This is a genomic window from Pseudomonas sp. SIMBA_067, from assembly GCF_046534675.1.
Taxonomy (GTDB): domain Bacteria; phylum Pseudomonadota; class Gammaproteobacteria; order Pseudomonadales; family Pseudomonadaceae; genus Aquipseudomonas; species Aquipseudomonas putida.
In genome coordinates this window covers 1-19155 of the sequence record NZ_JAWRYH010000018.1, presented here as the reverse complement: position 1 = coordinate 19155, position 19155 = coordinate 1, and the positions used below count along the sequence as shown (strand labels likewise).

At 64.7% G+C, this 19155-nt stretch carries 15 protein-coding genes; 4 read left to right on the top strand and 11 right to left on the bottom strand.

Going from position 1 to position 19155, the window contains the following annotated elements; genetic code table 11:
* Position 1 precedes the first annotated feature (1 nt).
* From ptsP to SB765_RS26590, 3 genes are read left to right on the top strand one after another with little or no spacing between them, the layout of a single operon-like run.
* On the top strand, positions 2–2854 hold the full coding sequence (ptsP, locus tag SB765_RS26600) for a phosphoenolpyruvate--protein phosphotransferase (protein ID WP_410932197.1): 2853 nt from the start codon (positions 2–4) through the stop codon (positions 2852–2854).
* Complete coding sequence (pfkB, locus tag SB765_RS26595; RefSeq protein WP_174370510.1) at positions 2855–3802, top strand: 1-phosphofructokinase; 948 nt, start codon at positions 2855–2857, stop codon at positions 3800–3802.
* A complete protein-coding gene (locus SB765_RS26590; RefSeq protein WP_341797588.1) occupies positions 3799–5538 on the top strand; it encodes a PTS fructose-like transporter subunit IIB in 1740 nt (579 codons plus the stop codon). The genes pfkB and SB765_RS26590 overlap by 4 nt, the downstream gene beginning before the upstream one ends.
* Positions 5539–5657: 119 nt before the next feature.
* Here the strand turns inward: SB765_RS26590 and SB765_RS26585 are convergent, their stop codons facing one another.
* On the bottom strand, positions 5658–5879 hold the full coding sequence (locus SB765_RS26585; RefSeq protein WP_049277254.1) for a DUF3820 family protein: 222 nt from the start codon (positions 5877–5879) through the stop codon (positions 5658–5660).
* 200 nt (positions 5880–6079) lie between these two features.
* Between SB765_RS26585 and SB765_RS26580 the strand changes: the two genes are divergently transcribed.
* Complete coding sequence (locus SB765_RS26580) at positions 6080–6556, top strand: ferritin-like domain-containing protein (protein WP_138737424.1); 477 nt, start codon at positions 6080–6082, stop codon at positions 6554–6556.
* On the opposite strand, the gene SB765_RS26575 is transcribed toward SB765_RS26580, so the two are convergent.
* The 10 genes from SB765_RS26575 to SB765_RS26530 all read right to left on the bottom strand — a co-directional run bounded on the left by SB765_RS26575 (position 6553) and on the right by SB765_RS26530 (position 18918).
* Positions 6553–8043: a sensor domain-containing diguanylate cyclase gene (locus SB765_RS26575; protein ID WP_410932196.1), complete on the bottom strand. Its 1491-nt coding sequence runs from the start codon at positions 8041–8043 to the stop codon at positions 6553–6555. The two genes, SB765_RS26580 and SB765_RS26575, sit on opposite strands and share 4 nt — an antisense overlap.
* Positions 8044–8266: 223 nt before the next feature.
* On the bottom strand, positions 8267–9601 hold the full coding sequence (locus SB765_RS26570; RefSeq protein ID WP_410932195.1) for an OprD family porin: 1335 nt from the start codon (positions 9599–9601) through the stop codon (positions 8267–8269).
* 204 nt (positions 9602–9805) lie between these two features.
* Positions 9806–10030: a hypothetical protein gene (locus SB765_RS26565; protein ID WP_341797591.1), complete on the bottom strand. Its 225-nt coding sequence runs from the start codon at positions 10028–10030 to the stop codon at positions 9806–9808.
* Between the two features lie 287 nt (positions 10031–10317).
* Positions 10318–11721: a heavy metal sensor histidine kinase gene (locus tag SB765_RS26560; RefSeq protein ID WP_410932194.1), complete on the bottom strand. Its 1404-nt coding sequence runs from the start codon at positions 11719–11721 to the stop codon at positions 10318–10320.
* Positions 11696–12370 (bottom strand): heavy metal response regulator transcription factor, encoded by a 675-nt coding sequence (locus tag SB765_RS26555; protein WP_012270545.1) that lies wholly within the window; start codon positions 12368–12370, stop codon positions 11696–11698. The genes SB765_RS26560 and SB765_RS26555 overlap by 26 nt, the downstream gene beginning before the upstream one ends.
* 9 nt (positions 12371–12379) lie before the next feature.
* Complete coding sequence (locus SB765_RS26550; RefSeq protein ID WP_410932193.1) at positions 12380–15472, bottom strand: multidrug efflux RND transporter permease subunit; 3093 nt, start codon at positions 15470–15472, stop codon at positions 12380–12382.
* Positions 15469–16632 (bottom strand): efflux RND transporter periplasmic adaptor subunit, encoded by a 1164-nt coding sequence (locus SB765_RS26545; RefSeq protein WP_410932192.1) that lies wholly within the window; start codon positions 16630–16632, stop codon positions 15469–15471. The genes SB765_RS26550 and SB765_RS26545 overlap by 4 nt, the downstream gene beginning before the upstream one ends.
* 255 nt (positions 16633–16887) lie before the next feature.
* On the bottom strand, positions 16888–17622 hold the full coding sequence (locus tag SB765_RS26540; RefSeq protein ID WP_410932191.1) for a YkgJ family cysteine cluster protein: 735 nt from the start codon (positions 17620–17622) through the stop codon (positions 16888–16890).
* A complete protein-coding gene (locus tag SB765_RS26535) occupies positions 17619–17930 on the bottom strand; it encodes a hypothetical protein (RefSeq protein WP_016501439.1) in 312 nt (103 codons plus the stop codon). The genes SB765_RS26540 and SB765_RS26535 overlap by 4 nt, the downstream gene beginning before the upstream one ends.
* An 88-nt stretch (positions 17931–18018) precedes the next feature.
* Positions 18019–18918: a chemotaxis protein gene (locus SB765_RS26530; RefSeq protein WP_016501438.1), complete on the bottom strand. Its 900-nt coding sequence runs from the start codon at positions 18916–18918 to the stop codon at positions 18019–18021.
* Between the last annotated feature and the right edge of the window lie 237 nt (positions 18919–19155).

The following is a 19155-nucleotide window of genomic DNA, read 5'->3' as shown; positions in this document are numbered from 1 at the left end:
CATGCTCGAACTCGCCAAGGAGCAGATAGCCATGGGCCAGACGGCCGCCGACAAGGCCGCGGCGTTGCGCCTGCTGGCGGACCGGCTGGTTGCCGACGGCCTTGTCGCGCAGGGGTACCTGCAGGGGTTGCAGGATCGCGAGGCGCAAGGCTCCACCTTCCTTGGCCAGGGCATCGCCATCCCCCATGGCACCCCGCAAACCCGTGATCTGGTGTATGCCACCGGCGTGCGTCTGTTGCAGTTTCCCGAAGGCGTGGACTGGGGCGATGGGCAAATGGTCTATCTGGCCATCGGTATCGCCGCCCGTTCCGACGAACACCTACGCTTGCTGCAACTGCTGACCCGCGCCCTGGGCGAAACCGACCTGGCCGAAGCGCTGCGCCGGGCCAGTTCCGCCGAAGCACTGCTCAAGCTGCTGCAAGGCGCGCCACAAGAGCTGGCGCTGGATGCGCAACTGGTCGGCCTGAACCTGCCGGCTGAAGACTTCGACGAACTGGCCTGGCGCGGTGCCCGCCTGTTGCAGCGCGCCGACTGCGTCGACAGCGGTTTTGCCGCTGTGCTGCAGCAGGCCGAGCCGCTGCCACTGGGCGAGGGCCTGTGGTGGCTGCACAGCGAGCGCCAGGTGCGCCAGCCGGGCCTGGCTTTTATTACCCCACAGCAGCCACTGCGTTACCGCGACCAGCCGCTCAATGGCCTGTTCTGCCTGGCCAGCCTTGGCGCGGCTCATCAGGCCCTGCTTGAGCGCCTGTGTGAAGTGCTGATCGAAGGCCGCGGGCAGATGCTCTATCAGGCCACCAGCAGCCGTGCAGTGCTGGAAGTGCTGGGCGGCGAGGCGCCAGCAGACTGGCCCAGCGCGCGCATTGTGCTGGCCAACCCGCATGGCTTGCATGCCCGCCCGGCCAAGGTGCTGGCGCAACTGGCGAAAGGTTTTGAAGGGGAAATCCGTATACGTCTGGTCGACAGCGCGCAGCCGGCGGTGTCGGTGAAGAGCCTGAGCAAGCTGCTCAGCCTCGGTGCCCGTCGTGGCCAGGCCCTGGAACTGGTGGCCGAGCCGGGTATCGCCGCCGATGCCTTGCCGGTGCTGCTGGCTGCTATCGAACAAGGCCTGGGTGAAGAGGTGGAGCCGCTGCCGCAAAGTGCGGAGCCCGTTGCCAGTGTTGCCGCCCAGGTGCTGCAAGCCCCCGCGGCCGGTAGCCGGGTTCAGGGCGTGGGCGCTGCCCCCGGCATTGCCAGTGGCCCTGCCCATGTGTGTGTCGAGCGTGAGTTCGACTACCCCCTGCGCGGGGAGTCCTGTGCCCAGGAACGGCAAAAGCTGCGCCAGGCCCTGGCAACGGTGCACAGTGAGCTGCAGGCCTTGGTCCAGCGCAGCGACAAGGCCATTGGCGAGATTTTCGTCACTCACCAGGAAATGCTCGCCGACCCGGCCTTGACCGATGATGTCGAGCAGCGCCTTGCCCAGGGGGAAAGCGCTGCGGCGGCGTGGATGGCAGTGATCGAAGCCGCAGCCCGCCAGCAGGAGGCGTTGCACGATGCCCTGCTGGCCGAGCGCGCCGCCGATTTGCGCGACATCGGCCGCCGCGTGCTGGCGCAGTTGTGCGGTGTGCACGCCCAGGCTGAGCCCGAGCAACCGTACGTACTGGTGATGACCGAAGTTGGCCCTTCCGACGTCGCCCGGCTGGACCCAAACCGGGTCGCCGGTATTGTCACTGCACAGGGTGGTGCCACCGCCCACAGCGCCATTGTGGCCCGTGCCTTGGGCATCCCGGCGGTGGTCGGCGCGGGGGCGGCGATCCTGTTGCTGGAAGCTGGCACACCATTGCTGCTGGATGGCCAGCGCGGCGTGGTCAGCGTGGCACCGCCGGAGGATGAGTTGCAAAGTGCGCTGGCCGAGCGTGATGCGCGCGAACAGCGTTTGCAAGCCGCCTGGGCCAACCGTTTTGAGCCCGCTGTCACCCGCGATGGCCACGCCGTGGAAGTGTTCGCCAACATCGGTGAGAGCAGCGGCATCGCCAAGGTGGTGGAGCAGGGCGCCGAAGGTGTGGGCTTGCTGCGCACCGAACTGATTTTCATGGCCCACACCCAGGCCCCCGACGTTGCCACCCAGGAGGCCGAGTACCGTCGTGTGCTCGATGGCCTGGACGGCAGGCCGCTGGTGGTGCGCACCCTCGATGTAGGCGGCGACAAGCCGCTGCCGTACTGGCCGATCACCGCCGAGGAAAACCCCTTCCTCGGCGTACGTGGCGTACGCCTGACCTTGCAACGCCCGCAAGTGATGGAAGACCAGCTGCGCGCCTTGCTCAGGGCTGCCGACCAGCGCCCGCTGCGCATCATGTTCCCGATGGTGGGCCAGGTGCATGAGTGGCGCGAGGCGCGGGCTATGGTCGAGCGCCTGCGTGCAGAAATCCCGGTGGCCGACCTGCAACTGGGCATCATGGTGGAGGTGCCTTCGGCGGCCCTGCTGGCCGCGCAACTGGCCCGCGAAGTGGATTTCTTCAGTATCGGCACCAACGACCTGACCCAGTACACCCTGGCCATCGACCGTGGCCACCCCAGCCTTTCGGCCCAGGCCGACGGCCTGCACCCGGCGGTATTGAGCCTGATCGACATGACCGTGCGCGCCGCCCATGCCCACGGTAAATGGGTGGGCGTGTGCGGCGAGCTGGCGGCCGACCCCCAGGCGGTGCCTGTGCTGCTGGGGCTGGACGTGGACGAACTCAGCGTGTCCGCGCGCAGCATCGCCGAAGTCAAGGCCCTGGTTCGCCAGGCCGATCATCAGACGGCCCGCGCCTTGGCGCGCGAGGCCCTGCAACAAGACAGCGCCGCAGCGGTTCGCGCGCTGGTGGAGCGTTACTGAATGGCCAAGATCCTCACCCTCACCCTGAACCCGGCGCTGGATATCACCATCGGCCTCGATACCCTGCGCCCGGGGCAGGTCAACCGCAGCCAGGCCCAACAGAGTCACGCGGCGGGTAAAGGGCTGAACGTTGCCCAGGTACTGGCCGACCTGGGGCACAGCGTGACCGTTGGCGGTTTCCTCGGGCGCGATAACCTGCAGCCGTTCGAGGCGCTGATCGACTGGCGCGGCTTTACCGACTGCTTTGTTCGCGTGCCGGGCGAAACCCGCAGCAACATCAAGCTGGTTGAGGCCGATGGCCGCGTCACGGACATCAATGGCCAAGGCCCGGAGGTCGACGAGGCGGCATGCAGTGCCTTGCTGCACCGCCTGCAGCAGGTCGCCCCGGGGCACGATGCCGTGGTGGTGGCGGGCAGCCTGCCGCGAGGGATCAGCGCCGACTGGTTCCGCCAGTTACTGGACCGGTTGAAGGCCCTTGGCCTCAAGGTGGCGCTGGACAGCAGCGGCGAGGCCTTGCGCGCTGGCCTGCAAAGCGCGCCCTGGTTGGTCAAACCCAATACTGAAGAGCTCGGCGAAGTGCTTGGCCAGGCTGTGGATAACCCAGCGCAGCAACGTGCTGCCGCCGAGCAGTTGCTGGGCCGCGGCGTCGAACATGTGGTGGTGTCTGCCGGCGAGCAGGGCGTCAGCTGGTTCGCCCGCGACCTGGCCCTGCATGCCTGCCCGCCCAAGGTAAGGGTTGCCAGCACGGTAGGGGCGGGGGATTCGCTGGTGGCCGGCATGGTCCATGGCCTGCTGCAGGGCGAGGCCCCTGCGCAGACGCTGGCCCGCGCCACGGCGATTGCCGCCCAGGCCGTCACCCAGGTTGGCTTCGGCATCCGTGACCGTGAGCAGCTGGCGCGACTGGAAGCCGCAGTGCAACTGACAGAACAACAAGAGGGTTGCCGATGAACATTGCCATTGTCACCGCCTGCCCCAACGGCCAGGTGTCGAGTGTGCTGAGCGCGCGCTTGCTGTCTGCCGCTGCCCAGCGGCGCGGCTGGAGCACCAGTGTGGAAGTGCAGGATGCCGGGCACCCCGAGCGGCAACTGAGCACCGTGCAGATTGCCGAGGCCGACTGGGTGCTGGTGATCAGCACCGGCCCGGTGGACCTGGCCCGCTTCGTCGGCAAGCGTGTGTACCAGAGCACGCCATCCCAGGCCCTGGCCGACCGCGAGGGCTTTCTTGATGAAGCGGCGGCCAACGCCCAACTATTGCTAGCTGCAGCAGACGCGCCGGCCGAGGTTGCCAGCGCTGGCACACGCATCGTCGCAGTCACGGCCTGCCCGACGGGCGTCGCGCACACGTTCATGGCGGCGGAGGCTTTGCAGCAAGCCGCGCAACAAATGGGCTATCAGCTCACAGTCGAAACCCAGGGTTCGGTCGGTGCGCGTAACCCCTTGTCTGCCGAGGCCATCGCTGGAGCGGATGTCGTACTGCTGGCTGCTGACATCGAAGTGCCTACCGCGCGGTTTGCCGGCAAGCGTATCTACCGGTGCGGCACCGGCATTGCGCTCAAGCAGGCACGCGCCACCCTGGACAAGGCGCTGGCCGAAGCCAAGGTGGAAACCAGCGCCGATGCCGCAGCGGCTGCCACGACGGCGAAGGGTGAGAAGACGGGTGTGTACAAGCACCTGCTCACCGGCGTGTCGTTCATGCTGCCCATGGTGGTGGCGGGCGGCCTGTTGATTGCGCTGTCGTTCGTGTTCGGCATCGAGGCCTACAAACAGCCGGGCACCTTGCCGGCTGCGTTGATGCAAATCGGCGGGGAGGCCGCGTTCAAGCTGATGGTGCCGCTGCTGGCGGGCTATATCGCCTGGTCCATCGCCGACCGCCCGGGGCTTGCGCCGGGAATGATCGGTGGCCTGCTGGCCAGCACCTTGGGTGCCGGCTTCATCGGTGGCATCGTCGCCGGCTTCATTGCCGGTTACAGCGCCAAGGCCATTGCCCGCTGGGCGCGCTTGCCCAGTAGCCTGGAAGCGCTCAAGCCGATCTTGATCATTCCGCTGCTGGCCAGCCTGGTCACCGGCCTGGTGATGATCTACGTGGTCGGCCAGCCGGTGGCGGCCATGCTCGAGGGCCTCACGCACTTCCTCGACAGCATGGGTACCACCAATGCCATTCTGCTGGGGCTGTTGCTGGGCGGCATGATGTGTGTCGATCTGGGTGGGCCGATCAACAAGGCCGCTTATGCCTTCTCGGTGGGGTTGCTGGCGTCGTCGAGCTACGCACCGATGGCGGCGACCATGGCCGCCGGCATGGTGCCGCCGATCGGCCTGGGCATCGCCACATTCCTGGCCCGGCGCAAGTTCGCCCAGAGCGAGCGTGAGGCGGGCAAGGCCGCGTTGGCGCTGGGGCTGTGCTTCATTTCCGAAGGGGCGATCCCGTTCGCTGCCAAGGACCCGCTGCGGGTGATCCCGGCCAGTATCGCCGGTGGTGCGCTGACGGGGGCGTTGTCGATGTACTTCGGTTGCAAGCTGATGGCACCGCACGGCGGCTTGTTCGTGCTGCTGATCCCCAATGCGATCAACCATGCCTTGCTGTATTTGCTGGCGATCGTGGCGGGTAGCCTGCTGACGGCGGTGGTGTATGCGGTGATCAAGAAGAGCGAGCGGGTAGAGTTGGCCGTGGCGCCCGTGAAAGGCTAGCGACTTCTGTAGCCTTTACTGGCCTCTTCGCGGGCACGCCCGCTCCCACAGGTTCCTGCACATTTCGAGATCATGCAGACCTGTGGGAGCGGGCATGCCCGCGAAGAGGCCGGAGCAGGTCAACGCCCATGCTTCTTGCGCAACGGTACCAGCAGATCCCCCAGCCCGTTGTGGTCGATTTCATGCATCAACGCCAGCAACCCGCCCAGTTCCCCCGTGGGGAAGCCCTTGCGCGCAAACCACGCCAGGTAGTCCCCCGGCAGGTCGGCAATGATGCGCCCCTGGTATTTGCCGAACGGCATGCTGCGGGTCACCAGCAATTCGAGCATTTCCGGCTTCATCTTCGGCGCACCTTCAGTGGAAAGCGCCGACCATACTGCAATCTGCACGAAGGCCCAAGCGGCGATCATGCAGAACGCCGGTATCAGCCATTCTTTTTGTTTCGACAAGTAATTGAAAACTAAAGAATTTATTTTTTTAGAGAGCATGGCACGAACGCTGCAACTCTGTAGATGACTATCACCTGCCAAGGAGTTCGACCATGAGCAACCCCAACAAAGACGTGATTGACGTACTCAACGATCTGATCGAATACAGCAAGGATGGCGAGAAAGGGTTCAAAGCCTCGGCCGATGACGTGAAGAATCCAGAGCTGAAAGCGTTCTTCGTGCAGCGTGCCGGTGAATGCGCCAATGCCGCTGGCGAACTGCAAAGCGAAGTGCGCCGCCTGGGTGGCGACCCGGAAACCTCCACCAGCATCAGCGGCGACTTGCATCGCGGCTGGGTCAACCTGAAGTCGATGGTCACCGGCAAGGACGAAGAAGCGGTGCTGAACGAGGTCGAGCGCGGTGAGGACCACGCCCTCAAGGCCTACAAGGAAGCGCGCGAGAAGCTGGTAAAACTGGGCCGCAGTGCCAGCGACATGACCTACAACCTGGTGGAAAAACAGCTGCAAGGCGTGCAGCGCAACCATGACCAGGTCAAGGCCCTGCGCAACGCCGCCCGCGCCCGCTCCTAAGCGTCGGGCCCCTCTACCCGGTTGCGGCCCTTGGCCTTGGCCCGGTAGAGCGCTTCGTCCGCAGCCCCCAGCACACTGCTCAGGTCGTGCTGGGGGCCGGACAGGCCTATGCCGATGCTCACCGTCACCGAGTGGGCGTCATCGGCAAAAGGTGCCAGCGCTTCCACACTGGTCCTAATGCGCTCGGCCAGCAGCCGCGCGCCGGCAAGGTCGGTTTCCGGCAGTACCACCTGAAACTCCTCCCCCCCATAACGAGCGGCCAGATCTGCAGGACGGCGGATGCTCGCCTCGATGGTTTTGGCCACCTCCCGCAACGCGTGGTCACCACCGGCATGGCCGTGTCGTTGGTTGAATGCCTTGAAGTGGTCCACATCCACCATCAGCACGGCCAATGGCTTGCGATTGCGCTGCGCACGCGCCCATTCCTGGCGCAGCACCTGGTCCAGACGACGGCGGTTGGCCAAGCCGGTCAGGCTGTCGGTGGCGGCTAACGTCGCCAGGCCCTGTTCGGCCTCCTGGCGGCGGCGCAGTTCGCGGCCCAGCAGCAGGGTCAACCAGAGAATGCCCACGCACAGCACACCTGTGGCGACGCTAACCAGAATCGCGGTGCGGCGCCAGGACTGGAACACCTCGTCGGCCGAGTGCACCACCAGCACGATCAGCGGCAACTGCGCGACCCGGGCGAAGGTGTACATGCGCGGGTTGCCGTCGCTGCCAGAGCGGGCTGTGAAGTTACCGCTCTGTTCGCTGAGAATGCGCTTGAAGTTGGGCCGCTCGGCATAGTTGGTGCCGATCAGCGGGTCTTGCGGGCGTGAGGGCTGGCGGGCGAGGAGCTGCCCGTCGGTATTGAACAGGTTGATGCTGCTGTCGTCACCGATGTCCAGGCGCTGGAACAGCTCACTGAAGTACGACAGGCGCAATGCGCCTGCTGCCAGCCCGGCAAACTCGCCATCGGGGCCGGGGATGCGCCGGCTGAAGCTGATACACCAGTCCAGGTCGCCGAGCTTGGCCTTGAATGGCGGGCCTACCAGCAAGCCCAGATTGGCGTTGGCCTGGTGTGCCTTGAACACACCGGTTTCGCCAAAGTTGGCCTTGCGCGGCACACTGCTGGTGGAATCGCCCACCACATTGCCTTGCTTGTCCAGCCATAGCACGTCACCGCGTTTGCGGTCGACGAAGGCTTCATTGAACAGCAGGCGCTGGCGCAGCGGGCCGGGTATTTCTGGCAGCTCCTTGCGCCCCACGGCCCAGATCAGGCCCTGCAGCGACTGGTCGTAGAGTTCGGCGTTGCGCAGGATGTCGCTTTCGATCAGCTGGACTATGTTGTTGGAAGAGCGAATCGCCGACAGCTCGACGCTGTCACGTTCACGCGCCAGCAGGAAGCTGACGATGGCCACGATGGCGAGCACGGCAAGGCAACTGCCCAGGTTAAGGGTCAGCTCGGGGTGCGACCTGAGAAATGCGAAACGCGGTAATCGGGTGGGCATGCTCGCTACTGCGTGGGCAGGGCCATTCGCGGCGGCGACATTCTAGGGAAGCAGTGATTGTCGGACAAGATTTGTCCGACGGAATCACGTCTGGGGCTGCTGCGCAGCCCTTCGCCGGCAAGCCAGCTCCCACAGGTACAACATCAGGCTTAGCGGTTATGCAATACCTGTGAGAGCTGGCTTGCCGGCGATCGAGGGCGGAGCCCTCGCTAGCGGTCCTGGATCAGAACACGTTCAGCGGATAGTCGACGATCACGCGCACTTCGTCGTTGTCGCTGTTGCTATCGATCGACGCATAACCCTGGCTGCCACGGTGGGTGGCGTAGCGCACCAGTACCGACAGGTCCTTCAGGTCACCCTCCTGGAACACGTACTTCACGTCCAGGTCACGTTCCCAGTGCGTGGCGTTCTTGCCATCTTCACGGTAGTAGTCGTAGTGACTGGTGTCCTGGGTGGCCTTGGTCAGGTCGGCCTCACCGCGCGAGTATGACAGCGAGGTGGTCAGGCCAGGCACGCCGACACCGGCGAAGTCATAGTCGTACTGCAGCTTCCACGAGCGCTCGTTTGGCGCGTTGAAGTCCGAGTACATGCGCGAGTTGTCCAGGTACACGCTGTCGCCCAGGTTGATGTAGTCGAATGGCGTGTTGCCATTCACCCGCTGGTAGGCGGCGGTGACGCTATGGAAGCCTGCGTTGACGGTGAAGTGCACGCTGTAGGTGTTGTTGTCGATCTTGCCCAGCAGGGCCTGGCCGGTGTCCTGGGTGTGGTAGAAGTGCACGCCCGGGTTCAGGCTCACCAGGTCGTTGACCACGTAGGTGTAGTCGAAGTCAGCGTAGTACTGGTTCCAGATGTCCTTCAGCTCGGCGGCGTAAAGGTTGGTGGTGATGTTCTCGGTACCGCTCCACGACGCGCCGGCCCAGTTAAGGTGCTTGCTCTTGTCGTGCTCGTTCAGCGACCCATAGTAGGTGTCGATGCGGCGGTGGCCGCTCTGGTTGTACGGGTGGGTGAAGCTCACCTGGCCGCCTTCGAGCAGCAGGCCGTCGATGCTGGTGTTGGTCAGGCTCACACCACGGAAGGTCTGCGGCAGCATGCGGGTTTCGCCGCCAGCGATTACCGGGTTGGTGAGGAACAGATCACCGGCTTTCAGCTCGGTGTCGAACGCCTTGAGCTTGATCGCAGCACCGGCAGTGGAGAACGAATGCGGGGCAGCGCCCAGCTCACCGTCGTCCTTGATGTGCTCGGGCAGGATGCTGGTGCCGGCATGGCCGCCACCGCCGTCCAGCTTGAGGCCCAGCATGGCATGTGCATCCAGGCCAAAGCCGATCACGCCAGGGGTGTAGCCCGACTCGAAGCGCGCAACCGCGCCCTGGCCCCACTCGCGGGTGTCACGCACGCCAGCGTTGTGGTTGTCGCGGTTGAAGTAGGCATTACGGAAATGCAGGTTGAAGGACGAGCCTTCGATGAAGCCATCAGCCTTGTCTTCATCTGCCTGGGCGGCGAAAGGGATCGTTGCAGTCAACGCAATGAATAGCGGGGTAAAACGAAACGCGGAAGGCACCGGTACTAGCTCCTTTGGTCTGACGGTGGGCAGTTTTTATTTTTGAATGTGCGTCTTTTTTATAGGTAGACGTTACAGCGTGGCTGAGAGTTAAAGCACATAAAAAAAGCCGCTGATCGGCAGCGGCTTTAAAAGGCTAACATATCGGCACCGGTGGTGCCCAATGCGTTGCCAAGGGAAATCGGGAGCAGTGACAGCGCTTGATCAGCTGTCGGCGTTGGCATCGACAGAAACTTTGGAAGCTGTCTGTTTTGCGTCTTTGGCGGCGTCAGCCTGGTTTGCAGCTACCGCGTCGCGGGCATCTTGATGGACGGCGGCGAGCTCTGCATTACGGGTGACGAAAGCGCTGGATTCTTCGGCCATGGCCAGGGGCGACAACAACAGGGAAGACAGAACGAAGACGCTGGCAATACCCATACTGTTGGACATTTGAAACTACCTTCTTGCGGGGCAAGTGCTAATGAGGACAGGGGTAAAGTTAGTCCTTTCAGTACACTTGAAACAGAGCGAAGTGCGATAAGCACTGTTGCGCAAAAGGTAACGATCCAAAGAAAAGCAATAGTACTTTCGCCGCAAAGCCCCGCACTAGAGAGCCTGCGCGGTCTTTGTAGGAGCGGCCTTGCGCCGCGAATGGGCTGCGCAGCAGCCCCGGCAATCTTGGCCCTGCCAAAGAGTCTGGGGCCGCTTCGCGACCCTTTCGCGGCACAAGGCCGCTCCTACACAGAGCGCGCAGGCCTCAAGGTCGGCAATTGGATACCGAAGGTATTGAGCCCGGCCCCGCTGCGCACAAACACCTCCCCCCCATGCATCAGTGCAATCGCCTTGACGATCGCCAACCCCAACCCATGGTTACCCCCACCGCTGTTGCTGCGCGCCGCATCCACGCGGTAGAAGCGCTCGAACAGCAACGGCAGGTGCTCATCGTCAATCGCCGGCCCCGGGTTGCTCACGGCGATGCTGACCTGCTTGGGCCCGGCATCGATCTGCACCTGGATCACCTGATGCGGCGCGGTGTGCTGCACGGCGTTGTTCAGCAGATTGATCAGCGCCCGGCGGAAATGGGCCTTTTCGATGGGCGCCCGGGCATCGCCGATCACGCTCACGCTGACCTGGGCGTCTTCTAGGATGTAGTCCAGGTAGTCGAGGGTGGTTGCCACTTCCTCGGCCAGGGAGGCCTGGATCAGGGCGGTGGCCTTGCTGCCTTGGTCGGCGCTGGCCAGGAACAGCATGTCGTTGATGATGCCGCGCAGGCGCTCCAGCTCTTCCAGGTTCGATTGCAGCACTTCGAAGTAATGCTCGGCACTGCGGCCGCGGGTCAGCGCGACCTGGGTCTGGCCGATCAGGTTGGTCAGCGGCGAGCGCAGCTCGTGGGCGACGTCGGCGTTGAAGGCTTCCAGCCGTGAGTAGGCCTGGCTGACCCGGTCGAGCGCGGCGTTGAAGGCCCCCGCGAACTGTGCCAGCTCCGGCGCCAGGGCATGGGTTTGCAAACGCCCGTCCAGGCGTGGAGGTGCCAGGGCCTGTGCCTCGTTGGACAACGCCAGTAGGGGGCGCAAGCCAATGCGCGCCACCCAGTAACCCAGTACTGAAGCCAGCAGCACGCCGAGTACTGCCAGCCCGACAATCGCCACCAGCAAGCTGTGCTGGGCCTGCCAGAAGGTTTCGGTGTCGATGCCGATCAGAAAGCGCAGTGCCGGCCGTTCGCCCAGCGCCGGTAGTTCACTGACCAGCACCTTGTACGGGTAGGGCCGGTCAGGCAGGTGCAGGTCGCGCATGCCCTGTGGCCCCTCGGCGAAGGCGCGCACCAGCTCGCTGGGGTGACCGTAGTCGTAGGCCGGGTTGCTGCTGACCACCCAGAAGCGGATGCGCTTGTCCTCTTCGCTGAGCAGGTTGAGCTTGTTGTTGATCTTGGTCCAGTGATCTGGCGTGCCGAAGCGGTTTAGGGTGGATTCGAGCACGCTGAAGCGCGCGTCCAGCTCCGCTTGCGGCAGCAGGTCGAGGCTGCGGTCGACCTGGCGATACAGCGCCCAGCCGATCAGCAGGAATACACCCAGCGCCACCAGAATGAACAGCGCCGACAGGCGCAGGGCGATGGAATTACCCCGCACGGTTTTCCAGGACATAGCCCATGCCTCGGATGGTGTGCAGCAGCTTGTTGTCGAAGGGCCCGTCGAGCTTGGCGCGCAGGCGTTTGATCGCCACTTCCACGACGTTGGCGTCGCTGTCGAAGTTGATGTCCCAGACCAGCTCGGCAATCGCCGTCTTCGACAGGATTTCACCCTGCCGCCGGGCCAGCACGCTGAGCAGCGAGAACTCCTTGGCAGTCAGGTCCAGACGCTGGCCGGCGCGTGTGGCCTTGCGTGCCATCAGGTCGATCCACAAGTCTGCCACTTGCACCTGCAACGGTTCATGGCTGCTGCTGCGGCGGGTCAGGGCTTGCAGGCGGGCGACCAGTTCGAGGAACGAGAACGGCTTGCCCAGGTAGTCGTCGGCGCCTTCACGCAGGCCATGAATGCGGTCTTCGACCCGCTCACGGGCGGTCAGCATGATCACCGGCGTCTGTTTGCGCGCGCGCAAGGCGCGCAGCACACCATAGCCGTCCAGGCCAGGCAGCATCACATCCAGCACGATTACCGCGTAGTCGCCCTCCAGAGCCAGGTGCAGGCCATCGATGCCGTCCCGTGCCAGGTCCACGGTAAAGCCCTGTTCGCTCAGGCCGCGATGCAGGTAGTCGGCGGTTTTTTCTTCGTCTTCGATGATCAGCACACGCATGGTCTTGTCCTAGCTGGCACTTGGCGCTGCCGCAGGGGCGGCCTGGCGGCGGTGGAACAGGCGCTCCAGGGCCAAGTATATGACCGGGGTGGTGAACAGCGTCAGGGCCTGGCTCACCAGCAGGCCACCCACCACCGCAATGCCCAGTGGCTGGCGCAGCTCGGCGCCGGTGCCAAAGCCGAACATCAGCGGCACTGCGCCCAGCAGCGCGGCCAGGGTAGTCATGATGATCGGGCGGAAGCGCACCAGGCAGGCCTGGCGTATCGCCTGCTCGGGCGTCATGCCGTGATGGCGCTGGGCTTCGAGCGCGAAGTCGATGAGCAGGATGCCGTTCTTCTTGACGATGCCGATCAGCAGTACCACGCCGATCAGCCCCATGATGCTGAAGTCCTGCCCGCTGGCCCACAGCAGGATGATCGCGCCCAGGCCGGCGGAGGGCAGGGTGGAGATGATGGTCAGCGGGTGGACGAAGCTCTCGTACAGCACGCCGAGGATGATGTACACCGCCACCAGCGCGGCAAGGATCAGGTAGGGCTGGCTCGACAGCGAGCTCTGGAACGCCTGGGCGGCGCCCTGGAAATTGCCGGTGATCGAGTCGGGCATGCCCAGCTCGCGCTGCGCACGCTCCAGGATCTGCACCGCATCGCCCAAGGCAACGCCGGGGGCCAGGTTGAACGACAGGTTGGCGGCCGGGAACAGGCTGTCGTGGCTGATCGACAGCGGCCCGGTGCTTGGCGCGGCGACATGCGCCAGGGCCGACAGCGGCACCATCTCGTTGGTCAGGGGCGAGCGCAGGTAGAAGAAATTGAGGCTTTCAGCCTTGCCACGCTGTTGCGCGTCCAGTTCGAGGATGACCTTGTACTGGTTGGTCTCGGTCTGGAATTCGCTGATCTGGCGCTGGCCGAAGGCATCGTACAAGGCCTGGTCGACGTCGGTGGTGGTCAGGCCGAAACGCGCCGCGGCCTGGCGGTCGATATCGATGCGGGTGACGCTGGCGCCCAGTTGCAGGTCGTTGGACAGGTCGCGCAGCGCCGGGTTTTCCCGCAGGCGGTCGGTCAGGCGCTGGGTCCACAGGTTGAGGGCGACCCCGTCGTTGCTCTTGAGCACGTACTGGTACTGGGTGCGTGACGGGCCGGAGCTGAGGTTGATGTCCTGGCCGGCGCGCATGTACAGGACGATGCCCGGCACCTGGGCGAGTTTCGGGCGAATCCGGTCGATCCATTCGCTGGCCGAGACGTCGCGCTCGCCACGGGGCTTGAGCGAGATCCAGAAACGGCCGTTGGCGATGGTCTGGTTGCTGCCGGTCACCCCCACCGAGTGCGAATAGGCGCGCACTGCCGGGTCGTCACCGATGATCTTCGCCAGCGCCAGGTGCTTCTGGATCATCGACGGGTAGGACACATCCGCCGCTGCCTCGGTGGTGCCAAGAATGAAGCCGGTGTCCTGCAGCGGGAAAAAGCCTTTGGGGATGCCCACGTAGCCGGCCACGGCCAGCGCCAGGGTAATGCCGAATACCCCGAGTGTGGTCCGCCGGTGGGCCAACGCGCGATCCAGGCCTTTTTCGTACCAACCCAGCAGGCGCTGGCCGAAACCGCCCTGGTGGTCCCCGGGTGGTCGGCGCATGAACAGCGCCGAAAGGGTGGGGGCCAAGGTCAGCGATACCACCACCGAAATCATGATGGTCGCCGTGGCAGTCAGGGCGAACTCCTTGAACAGCCGGCCCACCACACCGCCCATGAACAGCAGCGGAATGAACGCGGCGATCAGCGAGAAACTGATCGACACCACGGTGAAACCGATCTCGCCGGCGCCTTTGAGCGCCGCGGTGCGGCTATCGTCGCCGGCTTCCAGGTGGCGATGGATGTTTTCCACCACGACGATCGCGTCATCGACCACGAAGCCGACGGCAATGACGATGGCCACCAGGGTCAGGTTGTTGAGGCTGAAACCGAACACGTACATCAGTGCGCACGTGGCGATCAGCGAGACGCCGAGCACGCTGGAGACAATGAAGGTGGCCGACCACTGACGCAGGAACAGCGCCATTACCCCGATCACCAGCGCCACCGCGATCATCAGGGTCAGCTCGACCTCGTGCAGCGAGCTGCGGATGGTCTGGGTGCGGTCCTGCAGCACGGACACTTCAACCGAGGCCGGCAGCATTTCCTGCAAGCGCGGCAAGGCGTCGAGCACCCGGTCCACGGTGTCGACGATATTGGCGCCGGGCTGGCGGAAGATCACCAGGTTAAGCCCCGGCTGATTGCCCGACCAGGCCCTTACATACGCGTTCTCGGCACCGTTGATCACCTTGGCCACGTCCTTCAGGTGCACCGGGGCGCCGTTGCGGTAGCTGACGATCAGCTGGGCATAGTCTTCGGGGTGAAACAGCTGGTCGTTGGCGGCAATGGTCGACACGCTGTGCTCGCCGTACAGCGCGCCTTTGGCCAGGTTCAGGCTGGTCTGCTGGATGGCCTGGCGCACGTCGGCCAGGGTCAGGCCGATGGCCGCGAGTTTCTCGGGTTGTGCCTGCACCCGGATGGCCGGGCGCAGTTGGCCGGTGATGTTGATCAGGCCGACCCCGTCGATCTGGCTGAGCTGGCGGGCCAGGAGGGTTTCGGCGTAGTCGCTGAGCTCGTTGCCGGGCATCTGTGCAGAGCTGACGGTGAGGATTACCACCGGGCTGTCGGCCGGGTTGACCTTGCGCCAGGTAGGCGGGCTGGGCAGGTCCTGGGGTAGGCGGGCGGTGGCGGTGTTGATCGCGGCCTGCACTTCCTGGGCGGCGGTGTCGATGTTCTTGTCGAGGGTGAACTGCAGAATCAGCGTAGTCGAGCCCAGCGCGCTGCTGCTGGTCATCTGGGTCATGCCGGGGATGGCGCTGAACTGCACCTCCAGCGGCGTGGCCACCGACGAGGCCATGGTTTCCGGGCTGGCACCGGGCAGCTGGGCGGTGACCTGAATGGTCGGGAAGTCGGCCTCGGGCAGCGGCGCCACGGGCAGCCGCGGGAAGGCGATGGCGCCCAGCAGCACCAGGGCGAAGGTCAGCAGCAGGGTGGCGATGGGGTGGTCGATGCACCAGGCCGAGACGCCATTGCGGGTGTTCATGGCTGGCTCCTGCGGTCGGCCAACTCGGCAGGCGCCGGGGCATCAGGGGTGATCTCGACCCTGGAGCCGGGTTTGAGGCGCGACTGGCCGTCGAGCACCAGCTGGTCCCCGGCCTTGACCCCGGCGACGATGTTCAGCGTGCTGTCCTGGTACAGCACCTTGACCGGCACGCTGGTGACCTTGTCGCCGTCGACGCGGTAGACGAAGTGGCCATCGATGCTGCGTTGCACCACGGGGGGCGGTACCACCAGGGCGTCTTCGTCCATTGCCGTGCGCAATCGTACGGTGACCAGTTGCCCCGGCCACAGCAGGCCGTCCTTGTTGTCGAACTCGGCCTTGACCCGCACCGTGCCGGTGTTGGCCGAAACCTGGTTGTCGATCAGCGCAAGGTGGCCTGCGCCCAGCAGGTTGCGCTCGCCATCGGCATCCATGTAGGCCTCGACCAGCGCAGGGGCTTGCGCCTTGAGCAGGCCTTGCAGGGTCGGCAGCATCTGTTGCGGCAGCGAGAACTCCACGGCGATCGGGTCGATCTGGGTCACGCTGAACAGCCCTTGGGTGTCGCTGGTGCGGACCAGGTTGCCGGGGTCGATGTTGCGGATGCCGACGCGCCCGGTTACCGGTGAACGTATCTGGGTGTAGGAGAGTTGCACCTCGGCATTGGCGATGGCCGCCTGGTTGCCCTTGACCGTGGCTTGCAGCTGGTTGACCAACGCCTGTTGCTGGTCGAGGGTTTGCTTGGACACGCCGTCATCGCTGCTGAGCAGGCGGTAGCGCTTGAGGTCGACGCCGGCCACCTGGATCTGTGCCTGGCTCTGGCCGAGTTGTGCACGGGCCTGGTCGAGGCTGGCGCGGATGCTGCGGTCGTCCAGGGTGGCGAGCAGGTCGCCTTGCTTGACCCATTGGCCTTCCTTGACCAGCACTTGAGTGAGTATGCCCTCCACTTGTGGCCGGACCTCGACGCTGTGCAGCGACAGCACCGAGCCGATGGCGCTGGCATAGCGCGGCACGTCCTGCTGGGCGACGCTGACCACGCGTACCGGCACGGCGGTTTGCGCGCGAGTAGCCGGTGCGGGTTGGCGCTGGCTGAACCAGATGCCTGCTCCCACCAGGGCCAGGAGCGCCAGGGCGGCGAGGAAGGCAGAGCGGGACGGACGTCGCATCGGTGCGGGCACCTTGGCCAGAAGGGAGGGAAACGGTTGTCTGTACTCAATCTTATAGCCCCCGAACCGGGTCGGCAGCGTGACGGCTGGCTGACAGCGCTGTCAGTTTCACCTGGTGGTATGCGACCGGGGACCAGTGTGGGAGCGGGCACGCCCGCGAAGAATACAACGCGGTGGATGGCACCGGCTGCGCCGGTGTTCGCGGGCACGCCCGCTCCCACAGTTACCGTGCATGAGTTTCTGCAGTCGCTCAGGCTAGAAGCCGATGAAGGCGTAGTACACCGGGGTTTCACTGGTAGTGCGCAAACCAAGCCCCTGCAAGCTGGCGACCAGCGTTTCATCCTGCACATGCAAGGTCCACTGCCCATCGTCATCCCTCTGCTCGCGCGCCAGCGCCGTGGCAAACGCGCCCATGTCCGGCAGGTAGGCGGTAAAGCCATTGCCCTTGAGCGCACTGGTGGTCATGCCCAGCGCCTGGCACACCGCCACCTTGGCGGCAATGTCATCGCGGTCGGCCTGCCGTGACGCTTGCACCAGCGCTTCCAGTTCCGCATCGACCAGTCGCGTGCCGTGAATCAGTTCCGGCCCTTGCTGCCAGGCCTCCGGCGGGCAGTCCTTGCTGGCCGGGCGCAGCGGAATGTGCGGGTTGATTTCCACCGGGTAGATGCGACAGACCAACGGTCGCTGGTCGTAGATGGTGCACAGGTCGTTGTCGCCGAGGTTGCGGCATCGGCCGGGGTTGAACGCGGCGAAGGTCACCGACACGCGTGCCTCGCCATTGCCGCAAGCCACTGGATACGAGCGGCGCAGCACATGTTCGCGCTGCTCAGGCGGCATACCGGGGCCATCAGTCACGAAGGCCTCGATCAGCACTATCACCTGACCGGCATCATCTGCCCACCGGCGGGCCTCGGCCAGCGTCAGGGGCACGTGGTGACCGGTGCAGCACTTGCCGCAGCCGGTACAACCGAATCGCAAGCTGTCGGTCACTTGGCTTCCGGGCTCCACTCGCTGATGAAGGCACGCTGGTGCTGGCGGTCGTACAGGCACAGCTCGGTGCCGGTGCGTTGCTGCATGTGCTTCTGCGGGTAGACGCCTTCGACCAGCAGGGCGCTCATGCCGACCTGGTCATCGAACTCGGCGGGCTTGCCGCGGGCGTGGGCATCCTTGAACTGGCTGGCGGCCAGGCAGGCCTTGAGCATCTGTTGGCGCTGCTCGTTCCAGGCCTGGCTGCTGGAGGCCTGGGCGATACCGCTGAAGAGGGCGCAGGTGATCAGGATAGAGCTGAAAAACTTCATACGCGATTCCGGCAATTTGCTTGCGAGGGGCGCGAATTATGCCCGACTCACCCCCGGCGGCAAGCCGGGGAGTTTGTCGCTTAATATATCAGTGCTCGGCAAACACCACGGTACGCGCGGCCACCACCAGACAATCGGTCAGCTCTGGCGAGGAGAACTTGGTGAGGATGGCGTTGGCCCCGGCCTGGGTTGCCTTCTCGCTGCTCATTGCGCTGTCCAGCGAGGTGTGCAGCAGCACGTACAGGTGCTGGAAGTCAGGGGTTTCGCGCAGGGTGCGGGTGAAGGCATAGCCGTCCATTTCGCTCATTTCGATGTCGGAGACGATGATGTTGATCTCCTGCGCGGTGCCTTGCAGCTCCAGCAACACGTTGATGGCGTCCTTGGCGCTGCGCGCGGTGTGGCATTCGATGCCCAGGTTGCGCAGGGTATGTACCGACTGCTGCAGGGCCACCTGGCTGTCGTCCACCACCAGGATGTTGGCGGCGGCCAGCAGGCTGGCGTCTTCTTCGCTCAAGGTGCCGTGAGCTGGTTCTGCCTGCGGTGGGGCGATGGAGTGGATGACTTTTTCGATGTCCAGCACCTGCACCAGGGTGTTGTCGACCCGCGTCACGCCGGTGATGTACGAGCGGTTGCCCGAAGCAAAGGGCGGCGGTTTGATGTCGGTGCTCAGGCAATGCACGATGCGGCTGACCGCCTGCACATGCAGGCCTTGGCGCGAGCGGCTGATTTCAGTGACGATCAGGCAGCCGCCTTGCGGGTCTTCCAGGGGCCGTTCGCCAATGGCGCGCGACAGGTCGATAACCGACAGCGAATGGCCACGCAGGGTCGCCACACCTTTCACGTTGGGGTGCGATTCCGGCAGTTTGGTCAGCGGCGGGCAGGGGATGATCTCGCTGACCTTGAGCAGGTTGATTGCCATCAACTTGCCGCTGCGCAGGGTGAACAGCAGCAGGGACAACGAGTCCGCGCGGGCATTTTGCGTGGCCATGGTGACCTTCGGTGGGGAACAGGGGATAACCGGTTATCGGCCTGTTTTGGTCGGGCTTTAGCCTTGCTTTGCCGGCAATGGCCCAATCGCTCAGGCTCGCTCATTTCCCTGTAGGAGCAGCCTTGTGCTGCGAAGAGGCCGGCAAGGCAAAAGACCATCTTGGGCAGCGATGGCCTCTTCGCAGCACAAGGCTGCTCCTACAGCCACTACCGTTCGCGCAGGGCCTCCTTGGCCCGG